Raw genomic sequence first — 18,191 nt, forward strand, 5'->3', positions numbered from 1 at the left:
TCCGTGAGGAGCTCCGCTGGCGACGAGTCCTCGACCGCTTCCAGCCGCTTACCCTCAGCGATCGTTGGCCCATGCGCCACGTCCTCAACGTCGAGGTCGCCGTGGTGCAGGCCCACGAGGACGGCTTGGACCGAATGAGATCCGTCAGTCCTACGGCTCGCCCGCGAGCTCGGTCAGCTTGCGGGCCGTACGGCGGGTCTCGGTGTGGTCGGCGCCGAGAACTGCGGTCCGACGGGTCAGCGTGTCGCGCAGCAGTGCGGCCGCCTCGTCGGTACGGCCGAGAGACTCGAGGTCGCGCGCGAGGTTGTGCGCCACGTGCAGCGTGTCGGGATGGTCCGCGCCGAGGAGCGCGACGGCCTGGGCGTGCCCACGCTCGTGGGTGCGCAGCGCCTCGTCGAGGTCGCCGAGTCGGAACTGGTCGAGTCCCAGGTCGTTGGCGACTCGAACGGTGAACGGGTGCTCGTCGCCGTGCGTGTTACGGGCCCGCTCGAGGAGCACCGTGTGCAGCTCTCTCGCTTCGGCGTAGTCGCCGAGCCTGTAACGGTCGACGGCGAGCGCTTTGCCGAAGCGCAGCGTCTCTGGGTGGGAGTCGCCCAGAACTCGGCACGCCCGGGCGTAGACGTCGGCATGCTGCTCGCGCGCCGCGGTTACCTTCCCGAGCGACCGCAGGTCACGGGCAAGGCCGAACTGTGAGGCGAGCGTGTCGGGATGGTCGTCGCCGAGCACGGCCCGTCGGCGCCGTAGCGTCTGGTCATCGAGGTCGTGGGCTGCCTGGACGTCGTCGAGACCGTACAGGTCGAAGGCGAGGTTGTTCGCGAGCCGTAGCGTCAGCGGGTCGTCCGGGCCGAACGCGGCGTACGCCGCATCGTAGGCGTCCCGGCGTCGGTCCCTGGCCGTTGCCCGCTGCCCGGTGTCCCGCAGTCCACTAGCGACTGCGTCGGCGCTGAGCAACATCTCGCGCTGTTCCCCCTCGGTGAGAACGCCCAGGTCCGCGAGGCCTCGAACCCAGCTGTCTTTGGGCACGGACGTCGCGTCCCTTCCGTCAGCCACGACTAAATGGCGTTGCCGGGCGAGTTCGTGCCATTCGGCGAGGACTTCTTGGTTGCGTCCGTGTGCCTCAGCCGGGCGGCCTGAGCGTCGCACGATCGACGCCCAGAGACGGGCTGCGCGGAGCATGTCCGGGCGGATGCCCGGCTCCGGGCCTGACCACAGGCCCATCACGGTCTCGGTGAGCCGTCGGGCGGCGTCGAGTTGTCCGCTGTGCTCCAGGTACCACCCCGCGACGAGCGCGGCGGCGCGTAGCTCAGGGGTTTCGACGTCCCGGTAGGCCGGGACGTTCGAGGGCTGATGCGTGGCGGTGTCGCTCGGGCGGTCGTCCGGTCCGGTCGCCCGCCGCAGGTAGGCGATCAGGGCAGAGACATGTTCGGTCAAGGCACTCAGCCTCGGCCAGGTCGTGGGATCCTCTGGGTCGCCGACGCGAGTCACGGCGGTAGCGAGGAGATCGCGTGCCCGAAGAAGCGTGCCCAACTTCTTCTCGTCCTGGGCGAGCTGATCGCGGATGACCTGTTGAGTGAACCGGTGCATTTGGATGACCGGCCCGTCGGTCTCGGCGAGCGCGTACCGGTCGAGCGCGTGTAGATGAGGGACGAGAGCGTCAGAGCCGGGATCCGCTTCGGCCAGCGGCGCAAGGACGTCGAGTGGTACCGGGGCCGGGGCGAAGTAGCTCAGCGTGATGGCGACCGTGTGCGCTACGGGATCGGACGTGCGCAGCGCGTCGACCGCGAGCGTCACCGATCCGCAGACTCCGGGCGGGTAGTTGAAGGTGGCCTGCGGCATCGCGTGGCTGATACCGCGATCGAGCAGGCGCAGATAGACGTCCGGATCGGTGCGGCCGACAGCGAGGTAGGCGGCGGCCTGGTCTACCGCGAGGGGCAGGTAGCCGAGGGCCCGCGCGATCGGTGCGGCGGCGGCCTCGGTCAGGTGACCTGCCCGGCGCCGTAGCACCAGCGCGGCCTCGGCCTCGCTGAGATCGCCGAGGCTGAGAAGCTCGCCTAGCGCGTCCGCGGATCGACTCCGGGCCGTCACGAGGACGTGGCCGTTCCCGCTAGGCCACCATCGCGCGAGCGCCGTCGGATCGGTGACGTTATCGAAGACCAGCAGCCAGTCTGGCTGGGATCGCAGCGACCGCAGCGCCCGCCGAGCCCGACTGACGAGGTCGACATCCTCCGGCAAGCCGAACTCGGTCGCGAGTTCGTCGAACGATTCGGCGATCTCGTCTGGAGTCTCGGCCGAGATCCACCACACGAGCTGGTAGTCCGCGGCAAAACGATGGGCGTACTCGGCCGCGAACCTGGTCTTTCCGGATCCACCCATTCCCTGCACGACCTGCGTGACGACGTCGAGCCGCTCGTCGCGGAAACGTCTCCGCAGGTCGGTCATTTCTCGGTCTCGACCGACGAACCAGCGATAGCGCGCCGGAACGTTCCAGACTTTGGGTAGCCGCGCTGGAAAATGTGCCACCGGCGCGGCACCCGGGAAACCCGCGAGCGCGACGCGCTGGACGGGGACGATCCCGGCGGCCTTCAACAAGCGTCGTCGCGCGGTCGGCGCGTCGACGTCGAAGAGGTCCTCGCTGCTGAGGCCGGCCAGCGTCGGAGGCGGGTCGCACGGCGCGACGCGCAGCGGGATGAGGCGATCCACGTCCAGCGACGACGTCCATTCGCGAGACCACGGTCCGGCAGCCAGATACGCCTCTGAGAGAAGCGCGATGGTGCACCGCGCCGCCGCCAGCTGGGCGCTGACCCAGCCGACGATGTCCATCCCGACGAGCAGGTCCCAGGCCCGCAGCTGGACGCGGTGGCCAGCGTGCTCGAGTTCGGCGCCGACCCATTCCGCCCACGTCTGGTCGACCGCGGTGTAGGAGATGAAAAAGTCGACTGTGGCGTCCGTACCGGATCGATCCTCCGTCGACCTGTCTCCGCTCGGCATTGGCTCCCGCCGCATCGCCTCGAATGTCGGTCGATTGTAGCGAGCGCCTGTCGCCGTGCTCCGGTGCGCCTATGGCAATATCGGGTGGCCGCCGCAGTCGTGAGTCGTCCGTGTCGCGGCCACGGCCCACTCACGGTCCAGGTCGTGCACGCGCCCGCGGATGCCGCAGCCGCGACACGCTGCGTGCGTTTCGTCGCGACACCGGCTGCCTCAGCGTCGTAAGTGGTCTGACATCAGCCAATCTCTCGACGCGGTGGTCGTGCTGATCTCGGCCGGACGCCTGGCGGACCTCGTAGATTCCTGGTTCGACGCGACCCGCGACTGCTTGCCGCGGCGCACGATCACGGTCCGGCTCGGCGTGGAGCGGCTGAAGCTTCCAAGGAAGTTCCGGCCGTGGAACAGGTGCGGCTGATCAATTGGATCAGATGGGAAGAAGTCGGTGCCGAAAGGGGCTTCGGCAGAGATCTTGCTGCAGAGCAAGCCCGATCTGATCCGCGAGTCCCGGGGACCTGGTCCCTACGGTGATTCGCCGCGTTTGTCCCGGTCGATGTCGTCGCGCGCCTGGTTATCACCCGAGCCGCAGCCGCCCGTCCTGGACCAGAAGCTCGGTGGCGTCGGTCCCGAGCCCATCCGCGCCGGAGGGCGGCGGCCCGGACAGTGGGTCGCCTTCGGCGTCGGAAACGTCCCAGTGCCGAAGTGTGCCATCGGCGGACGCTGTGGCGACCGTGTGTCGGCCCCCGGTCCAGAGCGCCTGGGCCACATCGCCAGCCGAGCCGACTAGCCGGGCCAGCTAGTCACGTTCGTGGGCCTTCCGCTTCAGTGATCGTCCGCCCTGAGGGCGGTGCGACCGACCGCTGCTGGTGCGGTGTCTGCTGGCCCCAGCTATCGCACGAATCTTTGTGTGGCAGTGGTCCCAGGCGCGGGTCCGCATGCTCATACTCCACGCCCACGTGAACCGCGCGGTCGCGCGCACCGACAGGACGAACGGTACGACCAGGAACACGGCCGCGTTGACGACGGTCGGCCAGCGCGGTCCCGGCGCGGATCAGCGAACGACTACGGTGATCGACCCAAGACAAGTCGCCTAGTATGCGCCGGGCCAATGGCCCACACGGTGGTAAAGGCACCCGAATAGCCGGGAAATGCCTGCCCGGGGGGTGTGCGCTCGACGGCGGCTGTGACACGCTCCGTGCATGGTCACGGGGGGCGGCCAAGGGTCGGGCGGTGCCTTGGGCGGGGTCGACGTGTTCGTGTCGTATACGGAGGCGGACGAGGCGTGGGCCGAGTGGATTGGCTGGCAGCTCGGTGAGAGCGGTCTGCGGATCCTGTTGCGGGCGTGGGACTTCACCGCCGGCTCGCGGGAGGTCGCGGAGCTTCATCGGGCCGTCTCGACGGCGCCGCGGACTGTCGCGGTTCTGTCCGCGGCCTATCTGACCTCGGCTGCGGGAAACGCGGAATGGCAGGCTGTGTGGGAGCCGACGGGCCGCAGCCTGTTGACGGTCCGGGTGGAGGACTGCCCGCGGCCGGGACTGCTGGGTCCGCCGGTAGGTTGCCTTGACCTGTTCACTCTCGATCAGGACGCTGCCCGCGCGAGGCTGTTGGATGCCGTGGCGCTGGGCGGGACGGCTTCCTCCGCCTGGTTTCTCGGCGCGGAAGAACCGGCTGGTGAGCCGCCGCGGTTTCCCGGGTGGTCACGGCCATGGGGCGCCGAGTGGGATAAGAGCCGGTCGCCGTTTCCCGGATTGGCCGCGTTCGACGTCAGCCGCGCGTTGGTGTTCAAAGGCCGTGACCAGGAGACCCACCGCCTCGTCGAGCAGGTGACCGCGCTGGGCGAGAACACCAACGAGGTGCTGGCCCTCGTCGGCCCGTCGGGGTGCGGCAAGTCCTCGCTGGCTGCCGCCGGACTGGCAGCGGCACTCGCTCGCAGGCCGCAGTGGCTCGTCCTCCCACCTGTCGTCCCGGGCGGCGAGCCGTCGAGGGCGCTCGCCGACGCGTTGGCCGGCGCCGGTGGACTACACGGCCTCGCCTGGGACGTCCGCGAGCTGACGGGGATCCTCACCGAGCCCGGCGCGGCGACGAGGCTGGCCGAGGAGCTCCTGGCGGCAGTTCCGGCTGCTGACCGGCTGCTGCTCGTCATCGACCAGGCCGACGAGCTCCTTCAGGTCAACGACACCGCGCGGACGGCTTTCCTCGCGGCGATCGCGGACCTGGCCGTTGGCCGGACCAGGGTCGTCGTGACGCTGCGGTCGGAATACCTTGACCGGCTGGTGGGATTCGCGACGGCGGTCGGGCTCCGGGTGCGCGCGGAGTTCCTTCCGCCGCTTGATCGCGCTCTGCTTCCGGCGGTCATCGCCGGGCCGACCCGGCTGGCCGGGCTGACCATCGACGATGACCTGGTCCGACGCATGGTCTTCGATACCGTCGACGGTCAGGCGCTTCCGCTGCTCGCCTACACCCTGCAGCAGCTCGACCTCGCCGCCCGCGACGCGAACAGCGCGACCCTGTCGCCGGCGCTGTACGAGGAGGTCGGCGGCGTCCGAGGCGCGCTGATCCGGCAGGCCGCGAACGCGCTCGCCGATGCCAGGGCGGCCACCGGGCACACCGACGCCCAGGTGCTGGCGTCCCTGCTGCGGCTGGTGACCATCGACGCCGATGGCCAGCCAGTCCGGCGACGAGTACCCCTCGATCATCTCCCGGCGACCACTCGCGGTGACCTGACGCCGTTCGTCGCGCGCCGGCTGCTGGTCGTCGACACCACGCCCGACGGTGACGTCGCCATCGACGTCGCACATGAGAGCCTCCTGACGGTCTGGCCCCCCCTGGCCGCCGCGATCACCGAGTCCGCCGAACTGCTGCGCCTGCGCGGCGAGGTGGAGTCGGCCGGCGACGACTGGATCCGCCGTGGCCGACCCACCGACCGGCTCTGGAACCTCGCCCGGGCCACGGCCACACTCGCCGCCCTGGGCATCGACGAGCTCACCTCGACCGGCCGCGACTTCCTGCACACCAGCCGCCGCCACGGCCGGCAGCGCCGCCGCCGGCGCGTCGCCCTGCTCAGCACGCTCCTGCTGCTCGCCACCGCCGTTGGTTTCGTCGCGATCAGCCAGCGGAGCGACGCCCGGAGCCAGCGAGCGCAGACAGCCCGGCAACGCGCACTCGCCACGGCGCAGCAGCTGGACACACGGGCCGATCAGCAGCGGACCGATGATCCCGAGACCGCGCTCCGCCTCGACATCGCCGCGGAACGCCTCACCTCGACCTTCGACACCCGGACCAACCTCGCGTCAGCCCTTGCCACCACCCCGTGGACGGCAACCACCGAGGAAGACCAGAACCTGAACGGGGTCGCGTTCAGCCCGGACGGAGGAACGCTCGCCACCATCGGCGGCACCGGCGCCCAGGCCCAGCTTCGGCTGTACGACGCCGCCGACCCTCGCGTCCCGGCAGCGAGCCTCAACGACGACCGGCCTCTCGCCGATGTCGCTTTCAGCCCCGACGGGCATACCGTCGCGACCGTCAGCTCCATCGAGGACCAGGTGGCGGGCAGGACCGGCGGTCGGCTTCGGCTCTATGACACCCGCGACCCTCGGCGTCCACCGGCGAGCGTCGACGACGATCAGCTTCTCAACGGTCTCGCGTTCAGTCCCGACGGGCGGATCCTCGCCACCGTCAGCCAGCTGGACGGGAGCCAGGACGGCGGCCGGCTGCGGCTTTACGACCCGAGCGATCCGCGCGTCCCGATCGCGAGCCTCGACGACGGCCAGGTTCTCGTCGGACTCGCCTTCAGCCACGACGGCCACACACTCGTCACCATCAGCTACGACACGGGGGACCGAGGCGGCGGCCGGCTACGTTTCTACGACGTCAGCAACCCGCACCGTCCCACGGTGACCGCGAGCGTCGACGTCGACCAGACTCCCGGCCGCATCGCCGCCAGCCCCGACGGGCACACCCTCGCCACGGTCGGTTTTAGTGGGGACGGCGGCTGGCTGCGGTTTTACGACGTCAGCGACCCGCACCACCCCGCGCTCACCGCCAGCGTCGACGACGACCAGGACCTCGACGGTCTCGCTTTCAGCCCGGACGGGCGCACTCTCGCCACCATCAGCAAGGTCGGATCGGCGAGCAAGGGGCGGCTGCGGTTCTTCGCGGTCAGCGACCCGCGCGTCCCCACGGCAAGCGTCGACGACGACGAGGCCGTCACCGGTCTCGCTTTCAGCCCCGACGGACGCACCCTCGTCACCACCAGCAGCGACGTGACTGGAGGGGCCGGGGGCCGGTTGCGCCTCTACGATCTCGCCGTCCCGCGTAACCCCACCCGCACCGCCGTCATCGACGACCAGCCCCTCGAAGGACTCGCGTACAGCCCGGACGGACGCACCCTCGCCACCATCAACTACAACGCTTCTCCGGGCATGTTGCGGCTCTACGATGTCAGCGACCCGCATAATCCGACCCGTATCGCCACCCTCGACGACGACCAGGCACCAACCGGGGTCGCCTTCAGTCCCGACGGTCACACCCTCGCGCTCGCCAGCAGAATCGAGGACGAGACCGGCGAGCATGGTCGGTTGCGGCTCTACAACGTCAGGGATCCCCGCGGCCCCACGCTCACCGCCAGCGTCGAGGACACCACGCTGGCCTTCGACGGGGTCGCCTTCAGCCCCGACGGACGCACCCTGGCCGCGTTCAGCAACATAGGCGGCGGTCGGTCCGGGGGCCAGCTGCGGCTGTACGACGTGGACGACCCGCGTGTCCCGACGGCCAGCGTCTACGACGACCAGCCGTTCAACGACGTCGCCTTCAGCCCCGACGGCCACCTGCTCGCGACCATCACCCAGAAGGGGGCCGGCCGGATGCGGCTCTACGAAGTCAGCGACCGGCGCGCTCTCACCCGCGTCGCCAGCGTCGACGACGACCAGCCGCTCAACGGGATCGACTTCAGCCCCGCTGGACCGATTCTCGCCACCACCAGCGGCGTCGCGACCAACGTGCGCGACGGCGGCCGGCTGCGCCTCTACGACATCAGCGACCCGCGCAGACCCACCATTGTCGTCGACGTCGACGACGACCAGACCCTGACCGGGGTCGCGTACAGCCCCGACGGACGCACCGTCGCCACGACCAGCAAGGTCGCCTCGCATGCCGGCCGGCTGCGCCTCTACGACGTCAGCGACCCGCGCGACCTCACCCGGACCGCCAGCGTCGACGACGACCAGACTCTCGACGGGCTCGCGTACAGCCCCGACGGACATTCCGTCACCACCGTCACCGTCGGCGTGGACGCGTCGCGGCTGGGTCTCTACGAGATCGGTGGACCACTGACGCTGAACGGGCGACTCAACGCGGTCGCCTGTCGTGCCGCCGCCGGAGGCCTTTCCGTCCAGCAGTGGCGTACCGAGATTCCTAGCATTCCCTACGTCAGAACCTGCGCGTGAGCAGTTTCGTATGACGATCGGCGAGTGGAGATCCACTCGCCGACCCGGATAGTCGTGCGCGCTCGCCTTCGGTCCTTCCCGGCCACCAGCACACCCACGAATGCCAGCGACGCCGTAGCGACCATGATCACCCTGCAGGCAGGTCGAGACCGCGCCCACCAGCCGCTGTTTTGTAAAAATTGTGTTGATGCCCTCTGTGGCGGTGACGGCTGATTCGGGCGGTGATGTGGTGTCGGCGCCGCCAGAACGACCAGCGCAGGATGCGTTCGCGTGTCGACGGTCGCAGGGCGATGACGGCGTTGACCAGGCGGCGCGCCTCGTCGACGGTGGTCGGGAGTAGCCTGTCGCCGGCTTGAGAACCTCGTGCACCGTAGACCATCGTCCAGTACCAACCACACTTTCCGGGTACTCGTCCAAGCTGGATCTCCCCGGCTCCCTCGTCGGACACGATCCGGCGCATAGGATAAGTCTGGTTGGCCGGGCACATTCATGCGCCACGCCTAGCCTGAATATTCGTGGGAACAGCCGATCGGGGGACCGGCGTTGTCTGAGCACGGCCACCTGGCCGCCGCGGGAGCGGCCGCCGATTTTCAGCGCCGATTCGAGGCGCTGGCGCGGAATATCGAGACCTTCATTCGAGGGAAGCCGGCGGCGGTGCGCCTGGCACTGGTGTGTCTCTTCGCCGAGGGCCACCTGCTTATCGAGGACGTCCCGGGGGTGGCCAAGACGTCGCTCGCTTCGGCGATCGGTCGCTCGGTGCGGGCCGACGTCCGCCGCATCCAGTTCACGCCCGATCTGCTGCCCTCCGATGTCACAGGCGTGCGGGTGTGGGATCCGGACAAGCACGAGTTCGAATTCCGGCCGGGCCCCGTCTTCGCGAACATCCTGATCGCCGACGAGATCAATCGGGCGTCGCCCAAGACGCAGTCCGCGCTGCTGGAGGTGATGGCCGAACGCCAGGTCACGGTCGCCGGCGACCCGGTCGCGCTGGACCGGCCGTTCCTCTGCGTCGCCACCCAGAATCCGGTCGAGGCTCGTGGCACCTACGAGCTTCCCGAGGCCCAGCTCGACCGGTTCATGATGCGGATCCGGATCGGCTATCCGGGGCTGCAGGATGAGCAGGACATCCTGGACGCGGCGTTGCGGCGACGGACGGCAAACGACGTGTCGCCGGTCCTGACCCTCGACCAGCTGCGGCGCATGTTCGACATCGTGGCCGGCGCCGTGGTGAGCCCTGGGGTCCTCCAGTACATCGCGCTCCTGGTGCGGGCTACTCGCGACCGGCCGGAGCTCCGGCTCGGCGCGAGTCCCAGAGGCGGTGTCGCGCTGGCGATGTGCGCCCAGGCGATGGCGATGTCGATGGGCCGGCACTTCGCGACGATCGATGACGTGCAGGCGCTCGCGGTCCCTGTTCTGGCCCACCGGCTGCTGGTGACGCCCGAGGCTCTCCTGGACAAGATCACTGCGGAGGACGTCGTCCAGCGGGTCCTCGCCGAGGTCCCGACCGCGGCGCCGACACGGCTGAGGTAGCGCGATGACTCGTGCCGGCGTCGGGGCCCTCGCCGCCGCGCTGCTGCTCGTCGTGAGCGGCGTCGTACTGCGTTTCCCAGAGCTGGTCCTGCTCGGAGCCGCCCCTGCGGCGGCGCTGGTGACCGCCCTGGCGGCGCGGCCGTTGCGGGCCGGCGTCACGGTGACGCGGACGTTCACCCCGGCCCGGGTGACCGAGGGGAGTCCGGCGCGGGCGTGTCTGACGGTCGTCAACGCCGGGCGTTTCCGGGTGCCGCCGGTCGTCGCCTACGAGCGTGTCGGGCCGATCCGCGCCGCGATCAACGTACCCAGTCTCGCGGCGGGCGGCCAGGCCGAGGCGGACGTACCGCTGGCCCTGCCCCGTCGTGGCCGCTATGAGGCGGCGGAATCCGAGCTGGCGCTCGCCGACCCGTTCCGCCTCGCCGGCCGGACCCGCGCGGGCGGGCCGCGCACGGCTCTGCTCGTCCATCCGGCGACCCGCGCCGTGGTGCCGCTCCCGGGCCGCGGGGGCGACGACGACAGCCGGGCGGCGGTCGCAGGCGCACCTGACGGGATGACGTTCCACAGTCTGCGGGAGTATCGCGACGGCGACGACTGGCGGCTCATCCACTGGCCGTCGACCGCCCGGACCGGGCAGTTCATCGTCCGCGACACCGTGGCGCCAGACCAGGGCCACCACGTCGTGCTGCTGGACACCAGCATGGCGCCGTACGCCGACGACGACGTGTTCGACGACGCGGTGCGTTTCGCGGCTTCCTGGTGTGTCGCCGCCGGGGCGGTTGGCGCGCCGCTCACCGCCGTCACCACTTCGGGCGAGGTCGCGAGCGGCGTGGGCCACGGGACCACGGCGCCGCTGGCGGCGCTCGACCTGCTGGCCGAGGCGCGCAGGAGCCCCCGGGACCAGGGCCTGGCCGCCTTCCGCCCTCCCGCTGGCTGGGACGGTGCGAGCACAGTGGGGATTGTCACCGGTGTGCCGGCCCGCGACGCGATGGCGCGTGTCGCCGGCCTGCTGAGCGTCGTGCCGGTGGTGAGCCTCGTCCAGCTGGTCCCGCGGGGCGTCACGCCGGCGCCGACGCCTCCCGGGGTCATCGGCATCGCCGCCGACTCCCTCGACGCGGCAGCGCGCCGGTGGAACGCGCGGGCCGGCCGGTGAGCGTCGCACCGCCCGTGTCGCGCAGCGGCCTGGCCCGAGGCCGGCGCGACGGGAGCCTGGGCGGCCCCACCAGGGCCGGACGGCGGTCCCCGGTTCGCTTGACGGGCAGGACCGCCGGCGAGTACGTCCTGTGCCTCGCCGGGGCCGCGCTCGTGAGCCGGCTGTTCGGTGACTTCTTCGCCGGGGCCGGCTACCTGGCGCCGCTCGTCGGCGCGGCGGCCGTGGGTGTCGTCGTCGGCGCGGCCGCCGGACGCCGGGGACCGGCCCTGCTCGCGGCCAGTTACCTGGTGGGCACGGCGGCCCTGCTCGCCGCCCTCGCCTGTGCCGCGGTGATCGTGGGGACCCCCGGTGTCGGTCCGCGCGCGGTCGCCGGGGGCGCGGCCCATGCCTGGGGACGCATGCTGAGCGTCAACCTCCCGGCCGACACCGAGCCGGCGCTGATGGTCTTCCCGTCGCTGCTGCTGTGGACCGCCTCGTGGCTGGCGGCGGCGCTCGCCGCGCGGACGGCGCGACCGGCGGCGCCTGCGGTTCCCCTCGTCGCCGCGTACACGCTCGCGCTTCTGCTCACGGCCGACCGGCACCGGGACCATCTCTGGTGGACGACGGCGTTCCTGCTCACGCTCGGCGCGATGACGCTGGCCCGCGTGCGCGCGGCCCATCCGGTGCGGGTCACCGCGACGACCGCCGGCGCCGAGGGCGCACGGCTGTCCGGCGCGGCGAGCGGCCCGGCCGTGACCATCGCCGTGGCGGCGGCCGTGACCGTCCTCGCCCTGCTGGCCGCGGTCCTCCCGCCCCAGCTCGACGGCGGGCGGCGCTTCGACATCCGGACCGTCGACCCGCCGCCGGTGCGCGTCGATCCGGGCGTCACCCCACTGGAGGGACTGAAGGCATCTCTGGTCGCGCCCACGAAGGGGCTGTTCTCGGTGCGGGTGACGGCACCGGCTGACGTGCGCGTCGACCGGGTCCGGATGGCCACCCTCGACGCCTACGACGGCGTGATCTGGAGCAGCGACGACCGGTTCCTCGTCGCCGGCCGAGTGCTGGCGCAGGCGGGGGCGGGAACGGGCCGGCCGGCCCGGATCGACGTGGTGCTCGACGACTGGACCGGGCCGTTCCTGCCGGCCATCGGCGCACCGACCGCGCTCGGCGGGACCGACATCACCGGCCCCAGGGCCGGGTTCGCCGTGGGCTCCGGCACCCTCGTCTGGACGGGAGCGCTGCGCCAGGGCATGGCCTACAGCGTGTCGGCGCTGGTGGCGCGAGCCGGCACGGACCTAACGAACGCGCGGCCGGCCCAGCCCGGCCCGAACACCGGAGCGAGCGACCCGGCGCCGCCGGACGCGCTGCGCGCGCTGTCCGCCTCGTTGCTCGGTGGCGAAGGGACGCCCTACCAGCGCCTGCTCCGGCTGGCCGCGGCCGTCCGCGCCCGGCCCTACAGCCTCACGGCGCCCTCCGGCCACTCCTCCGACCGCCTGCTCGCCCTGATGACAGCGCCGGCGGGCTCGGCCGGCGGCGCCGGCTACGCCGAGCAGCACGCCGCCGCCTTCGCGCTGCTCGCCCGCCTCGCGGGTTTCGACACCCGGGTCAGCGTCGGCTACCTACTGCGCCGCGGCCAGGACGGCGCCTACACGGTGACCAACCGGGACATGTACGCCTGGCCCGAGGTCCGGTTCAGCGGCTACGGCTGGGTCCCGTTCGAACCCACCGACACCAGCCGCACGGCGCCCCCGGCCGACGACTCCGCGGCCGCGCCGCGCCCGGACACGCCGGCGGACCAGCCCGTCACCGGCCCGACCCATACCGGCGGTTCCGGCGGCGGCGGCGCCCGCCCGCCCGCGACCGCCGGCACCGGTCGCCGCTCGCCGTCGCTTGCCAGGGCCGCCGCCTGGCTGAGCCTGGTCCTGCTCGTCCTCGCAGGAGCCGCACTCCTGGCCTGCGTCGGGATACTCGTCGCCAAGCGCGCCCAACGCCGCCGCCGGGCACGCGGCACGCCGGCCGAGCGGCTGGCCGGAGCCTGGCTTCAGGCGCTCGACGACCTGACCGGACACGCCTTCCTGGCCGCGGCCGGCACACGCTTCACCGTCACCCTCGCGGACACTCCCGGCAGCGCCGCCCAGCGCGCCGCTGTGGCGTTCGGACCGGTGGCCGCGTCGCTGGCGGGCCTCGCCGCCCGAGTGACGGCACTGGAGTCCGGCGGGCCGTCACCGGACCAGGTGGCCGCGGACCAGGCCTGGGCGGATCTGTCGGTGCTGCGCCGACAGCTCGACCGCTCGTCGTCCCGCCGCCGGGCCGGCCCCCCGGGCCGGGCGGACCGACACCCGCGACCGGACCGCACGGACCGGCGACCACGACCAGGCCAGCCAGACGGGCGGCACAGCGGTATGCACGAGCTACCCACCCGGACGGACGGGCGGCTACGACCACTGGTCATGGCCAGGGCCGGGCTTGACCCGCGGCCGGTGTGGCGCGACGCCGCGCTACGGCGCACCGGGCGCGCGGCTCGCCGACGGCTGGAAGGCACCGGCCGATGAACGGCGCACGCCGGCGCTCGCCGCGCTGGTGGATCGCCACCGTGCTGGTGGCCGCCCTAGCCGCCGGCCTCGTCGTGTTCGTCGGCCACGACCGGGCCTTCACCCCGACGGTCGTGCCCATGTCGCGCGGCTCGGTGTGGCTGGCATCAGCCGGGCAGGGCGAGCTGACGCTGTTCGACGGGGCGGTCCCGGAGGTCGTCGGCCACGCCGCGGCGCCGTCCGCCACCGGCAGCGCGCAAGCCGCGTCGGCGGCCGGGTGGGGCGCGGCCGGATACGCGGTAGACCCGGAGACCTCGACTGTAACGCGGATCGACGGGGCCACCTTCGCCGCCGTCTCCGCGGCGGACGGGCTGACCGCCGGCGGCACCCAGCGGATCTTCGCGACCGCCACCGACGTGTACGTCGTCGACGTCGAGCACGCCCAAGTAGCCGACCTCGACCCCGCGACGCTGCGCCCACGGCCGGGCACACCCCTCGCGACGACGGCCCACCCCACCAGCGACGGCATGGCCGTCGACGCGGCGGGGCGGCTCTGGCTCGCCGACGGCGCAGGCAAAGCCCTCATCTGGATCGAGGACGGGCGTGAGCACCGGGCCGCCGCCGCGCCGCCCGGACCGAACGCGAAGCTCGCCGCCGCCGGGCGAGACGTCGTCGCGGTCTCCGCCGAGACCAACCGGCTGGTCCTGATCGACGCGGCGCGCGGGCGGGTCCGCGAGACCCGCGGGCTGCCGCCCCTGGCGGACGGGACGCTCGCGGTCGCGGCCACCGCGAGCGCCGTCGACATCGTGCTCCAACCTGACGACGTCCTGCTCCGCTACCCGATCGGCACACCGGACCAGGGCACGTCACTGGCGCTCAGGACCGCCGGGTCGGACGAGCTCGGGCCGCCGGTGGAGGTCGACGGCACCGTCTTCGTGCCGGACTACACGACCGGGCGGGTAGCGGCGGTCCGGCTCGGCACCCGCCGGACCGGGCCGTGGCAGGTCGCCGCGAGCGCCGGGAACCGCTTCGACCTGTTCACGGCCGACGGGCGGGTCTACGTCAACGAGCCCGCCGGCGAATGGGCGGGCACCGTCGCGGCCGACGGCACCGTGCACCGGGTCAACAAGTTCCGAGCCCCCTCGCCCGCGCGGACCTCACCGCCGCCCACCACTCCACCCGCGACCAACCGGCCCACGACCGCACCGCTCGCGACCACCCAGCCTCCGACGACACCGCCCGCCACGACCACACCACCTGCGAGGACCACACCGCCCGCCACGACCACACCACCTGCGAGGACCACACCGCCACCGTCGCCGCGGGTCACAGGCAAGCAGCCCACCAGCCCACCTGCCACCCGGACCTCGCCTCCGCCGGCCTCCAGCCCGCCGCCGGCCTCCGCGCCGCCGCCGGCCTCCGCGCCGCCGGCGACCACCACGCCTCCCCCTCCCACCGCGTCGCAGCCTCCAACCGTGTCGCAGCCTCCAAACGCGTCACCGCCTCCCACGCCGGCCAGGGTCAGCGCCCCGCCGCCGTCCACCAGCGCGAGCCCGGCCGCCACCTCGGACGACTCCCAGCCCAGCGGGCCACTGCGGACCGGCGACCCGACGACGACACCCGCCGCCCCCGGCACCGGCCCCGCGAGCACATCGACCACCACCCCGGGCCCAGAGGCCTCGGGCACGGGCGGCACCCCCACCGGTGCCGGGACGAGCGGGCCGCCGGAGCCGACCTCGACCGGCACCGGACCGTCGCCCGACCCCAGCGCGACGCCGACCGGGACCGGCCCCAGCGACTCGCCCGGCCCGACCCCCTCCGGCCCGGACACCTCACCCTCCGCGACGGGTCCGGGTACCGGACCTCCGTCCGGGTCGCCGACCGACTCGCCCAGCCCGACGCCGGGGAGCCCAAGCCCCTCGACACCCGAGTCCAGAGTGATCTTCAGCGACGACTTCACCACCCACCGCTGGACGGACAATCTCGCGAACCCGCCGGAGAACGGCGACGCGGGCTACGCGGGCACCGGCCGCTACCTGGTCGAGAGCTACAGAGCGGGCTTCTCCTACTGGTCCATGGCCCCGATCGACAGCGGCGTCCTCACCCCCGCGCTGACCGTCCAGGCGAGTGGCAGGCCCGTCAGTCCCGACCAGGGGGGAGGCTGGGGAGTGTGGTGTATCGAGCCGTCCGGCGACCGATACGAGTTCCTGCTCAAGCACACTGGAACCGTCGTCATCACCGGGCCTGGCGGAGACTATCTCAGCCAGCAGTCGACCGGGCTCGACTTCAACGCCCCACACGTCATCACGGCTGGGTGCTCGCAGACGCCGGCCGGCATCGAGCTGTCCATGACGATCGACGGCAGGTCCTACGGCCAGGCGACCGCTCCGGCGGGTGACGGCGCCTGGTCCGGCGTGGGCCTGCAAGCCTTCTCCTTCGGGGACACCGGGGACCAGTCGTCCGGCCATGCCTACTTCACCCGCTTCGAGGTGTCCCGCCGCTGAGTCGCTCGGTGCCTGCGCCCCGACCCGGGCACCCAGCGGCTCGGGGGTCAGACCGCCGGTACGGCGTACCCGGAGATGCCGGCCGCGCCCCGAGAGAAGACACGCGGGCCGACCGTGTCCCCCCAGTTGCCGTCGACGGCCGAGATCGTGTTGCCGTTGATCGTGACGACGACGCTGACGTGGTCGTCGCCGGTGGAGCCGCCGAAGTTCGGCCCGACGACATCGCCGACCTGCACGCCGGTCAGCGCCGTGCCGGGGTGCCAGCCGCCGCGGGAGGACTCGAAGCTGATCGCCCGGCGCTCAGCTTGGCGACATCCGCGCCGGCCTGCATCCAGACCCATTTCGCAAAGTCGGCGCACCAATCCTCGGCACGGGTGTAGTTGGCGGCGCTGCAGCAGCCCCGAGGTGCCGCCGCGGACTCCTGCGAGTGACCGGGTCCTAGCTAGGTCGTTGCTGGTCCGCTCTGGTGTTGGTTGAGGAGGGCGTCGAGGTCGTCGGCGATGTCCTGGTCGTCCAGCGGTGTGGCGTGGGAGTAGTGGCGCAGGGTGGTGGCGGCGTCGCGGTGGCCAAGACGGGCTTGGGCCTTCAGCAGCTTGCCGGTGCCGACGAGGTAGGTGGCGACGCCGTGGCGCAGGCGGTGGAGTGCGGGTTGTATCCCGCTGCGTCCGGTGGTCAGGGCTTCCCGGTGCCGGTCTGTGCCGGTGTGTGCCAGGCAGCGACGGCGTGTGCGCGCACACGCCGCGCACACCTGGGTCCGTTCACGGCTTCTATGCTGGCGCCGATCCGCGTTGGCCGCCAGTTCAACGGCCGAGTCGACCGGAGTGTTAACCGCTGTGGGTTGTCACGGTGGGACATCGGCCCCAGGCGTGCGTGGACTTCGCGGCACCCGAGGCCGGTCGGTTCGCCGGCCACGGTTGCGGGCCGGTCTGCTTGGTCTCGCTGATCAGGTTCGCCGCCTCGTGGCCGGTCGGGGGTGTCATCCGATGAACCGGCAAAGAGAAGAATCGGCGGTCCTGCCCCGCGAGGCTGCTCCGGCTATCGCGGGGAGTCCCTATGCGGCGAGGCTCGTCACCGCGATGGTCGTGGTCGTTGTGGGGCTGACGCTTCTTTTGGCAAGAGCACCGGCGTCCCATCTCCGCGGCGACGCTGCGCGATCGGCTCCACGTCAGCGCCGGCACCGCTCGCACCTTGGTCGGCCAGCTTCGCAGCGACACCCACACCAAGATCGAAGAGGCGGCCGTACCACCCGGCGAGACCGGCTGAGATCCAGGTTCGGACTGCTGGGACCTGAGAGCCGGGCCGGGGATGGAGGCAGTTGTGCAGGTCCGGAAATGTCAGAGCCCCGCGCCACCCGTCGGCGGCTGCGGGGCCCTGACCTGCCTCAACCAGGCGCGCACTCCCGGGGAATCGAACCCCCAACCGGCCGACCCGCATCCGACCGGATCTCGCCGTGGACGTCCTGTACGTCCATGGAGTGCTGTGCTTCGGGAGCGAACTTATCAGACGCCGAGCGCCAGATCCCGATCAAGATCTGGTCCTCCCGTTGCGTCGGCGACACTCGCTGACACGAGGTCGGACCTGTGATGAGCCCTCGGCGGGACACGACCTAGAAGGTCTGGGTGTCAGGGTGTTTCGGCGGTCGACGGCTGGATGGCCGGCTGGTTGTCGCGTAGTTGTTGGTTGATCTTTTGGGCTTCGGCGAGTTGGTCTTCGAGGATGACGATGCGGCAGGCGGCGTCGATCGCGGTGCCGGCGTCGACGAGTTCGCGGACGCGGGCGGCGATGCGTAGTTGGTAGCGGGAGTAGCGGCGGTGGCCGCCTTCGGAGCGCAGCGGGGTGATCAGGCGGGCTTCGCCGAGGGTCCGGAGGAAGCCTGGCGTTGTGCCGAGCATCGCGGCCGCGCGGCCCATGGTGTAGGCAGGGTAGTCGTCGTCGTCGAGACTGTCGGCTGGTCTGCGGGGGCTTTCAGGGGTCATCGCGCCTCTCGGGACACGTCGAGGGGGGCGGGGGGGCCGCGGGCCCCGCCCCCCCGGGGGGGCCCCCCCCCACCGCCCCCCCCCCCCCCCGGGGG

Annotated in this window: 10 protein-coding genes; 5 read left to right on the top strand and 5 right to left on the bottom strand. The window is 72.1% G+C overall.

Features of this window, described 5'->3' with window-relative positions; genetic code table 11:
- Nucleotides 1-150: 150 nt before the first annotated feature.
- On the bottom strand, nucleotides 151-3,003 hold the full coding sequence (gene fxsT, locus I6A60_RS13820) for an FxSxx-COOH system tetratricopeptide repeat protein (protein WP_203014071.1): 2,853 nt from the start codon (nucleotides 3,001-3,003) through the stop codon (nucleotides 151-153).
- Nucleotides 3,004-4,181: 1,178 nt separating this feature from the next.
- On the opposite strand from fxsT, the gene I6A60_RS13825 reads away from it, so the two are divergent.
- On the top strand, nucleotides 4,182-8,426 hold the full coding sequence (locus tag I6A60_RS13825) for a toll/interleukin-1 receptor domain-containing protein (RefSeq protein WP_203014069.1): 4,245 nt from the start codon (nucleotides 4,182-4,184) through the stop codon (nucleotides 8,424-8,426).
- A gap of 127 nt (nucleotides 8,427-8,553) precedes the next feature.
- On the opposite strand, the gene I6A60_RS13830 is transcribed toward I6A60_RS13825, so the two are convergent.
- Nucleotides 8,554-8,874, bottom strand: a complete 321-nt coding sequence (locus I6A60_RS13830; protein ID WP_203055626.1) for a hypothetical protein — start codon at nucleotides 8,872-8,874, stop codon at nucleotides 8,554-8,556.
- A 95-nt stretch (nucleotides 8,875-8,969) separates the two neighbouring features.
- On the opposite strand from I6A60_RS13830, the gene I6A60_RS13835 reads away from it, so the two are divergent.
- The 4 genes from I6A60_RS13835 (at nucleotide 8,970) to I6A60_RS13850 (ending at nucleotide 16,120) form a co-directional block, all read left to right on the top strand.
- Nucleotides 8,970-9,956 carry a MoxR family ATPase gene (locus I6A60_RS13835; RefSeq protein ID WP_238435392.1) on the top strand — a complete coding sequence of 329 codons (987 nt, stop codon included), beginning with the start codon at nucleotides 8,970-8,972 and terminating at the stop codon, nucleotides 9,954-9,956.
- A 4-nt stretch (nucleotides 9,957-9,960) separates the two neighbouring features.
- On the top strand, nucleotides 9,961-11,106 hold the full coding sequence (locus tag I6A60_RS13840) for a DUF58 domain-containing protein (RefSeq protein WP_203014068.1): 1,146 nt from the start codon (nucleotides 9,961-9,963) through the stop codon (nucleotides 11,104-11,106).
- 98 nt (nucleotides 11,107-11,204) lie between these two features.
- Nucleotides 11,205-13,637 carry a transglutaminase domain-containing protein gene (locus tag I6A60_RS41580; RefSeq protein WP_203014066.1) on the top strand — a complete coding sequence of 811 codons (2,433 nt, stop codon included), beginning with the start codon at nucleotides 11,205-11,207 and terminating at the stop codon, nucleotides 13,635-13,637.
- Entirely contained in the window at nucleotides 13,634-16,120 is a 2,487-nt protein-coding gene (locus I6A60_RS13850; RefSeq protein WP_203055627.1) for a hypothetical protein, read from the top strand. Before I6A60_RS41580 ends, I6A60_RS13850 begins: the two co-directional genes overlap by 4 nt.
- 47 nt (nucleotides 16,121-16,167) lie before the next feature.
- Here I6A60_RS13850 and I6A60_RS13855 read toward each other — a convergent pair whose 3' ends face one another.
- From I6A60_RS13855 to I6A60_RS13865, 3 genes are all read right to left on the bottom strand, one after another.
- Nucleotides 16,168-16,461 (bottom strand): hypothetical protein, encoded by a 294-nt coding sequence (locus I6A60_RS13855; protein WP_203014062.1) that lies wholly within the window; start codon nucleotides 16,459-16,461, stop codon nucleotides 16,168-16,170.
- A 101-nt stretch (nucleotides 16,462-16,562) separates the two neighbouring features.
- On the bottom strand, nucleotides 16,563-16,868 hold the full coding sequence (locus tag I6A60_RS13860; protein ID WP_203042371.1) for a hypothetical protein: 306 nt from the start codon (nucleotides 16,866-16,868) through the stop codon (nucleotides 16,563-16,565).
- Between the two features lie 874 nt (nucleotides 16,869-17,742).
- The gene (locus I6A60_RS13865) at nucleotides 17,743-18,096 is read right to left on the bottom strand and encodes a MerR family transcriptional regulator (RefSeq protein WP_203014060.1); all 354 of its coding nucleotides are present in this window, start codon (nucleotides 18,094-18,096) and stop codon (nucleotides 17,743-17,745) included.
- Nucleotides 18,097-18,191 lie beyond the last annotated feature (95 nt).

Origin of the sequence: Frankia sp. AgB1.9, from assembly GCF_016786355.1 — a bacterium.
GTDB lineage: Bacteria > Actinomycetota > Actinomycetes > Frankiales > Frankiaceae > Pseudofrankia.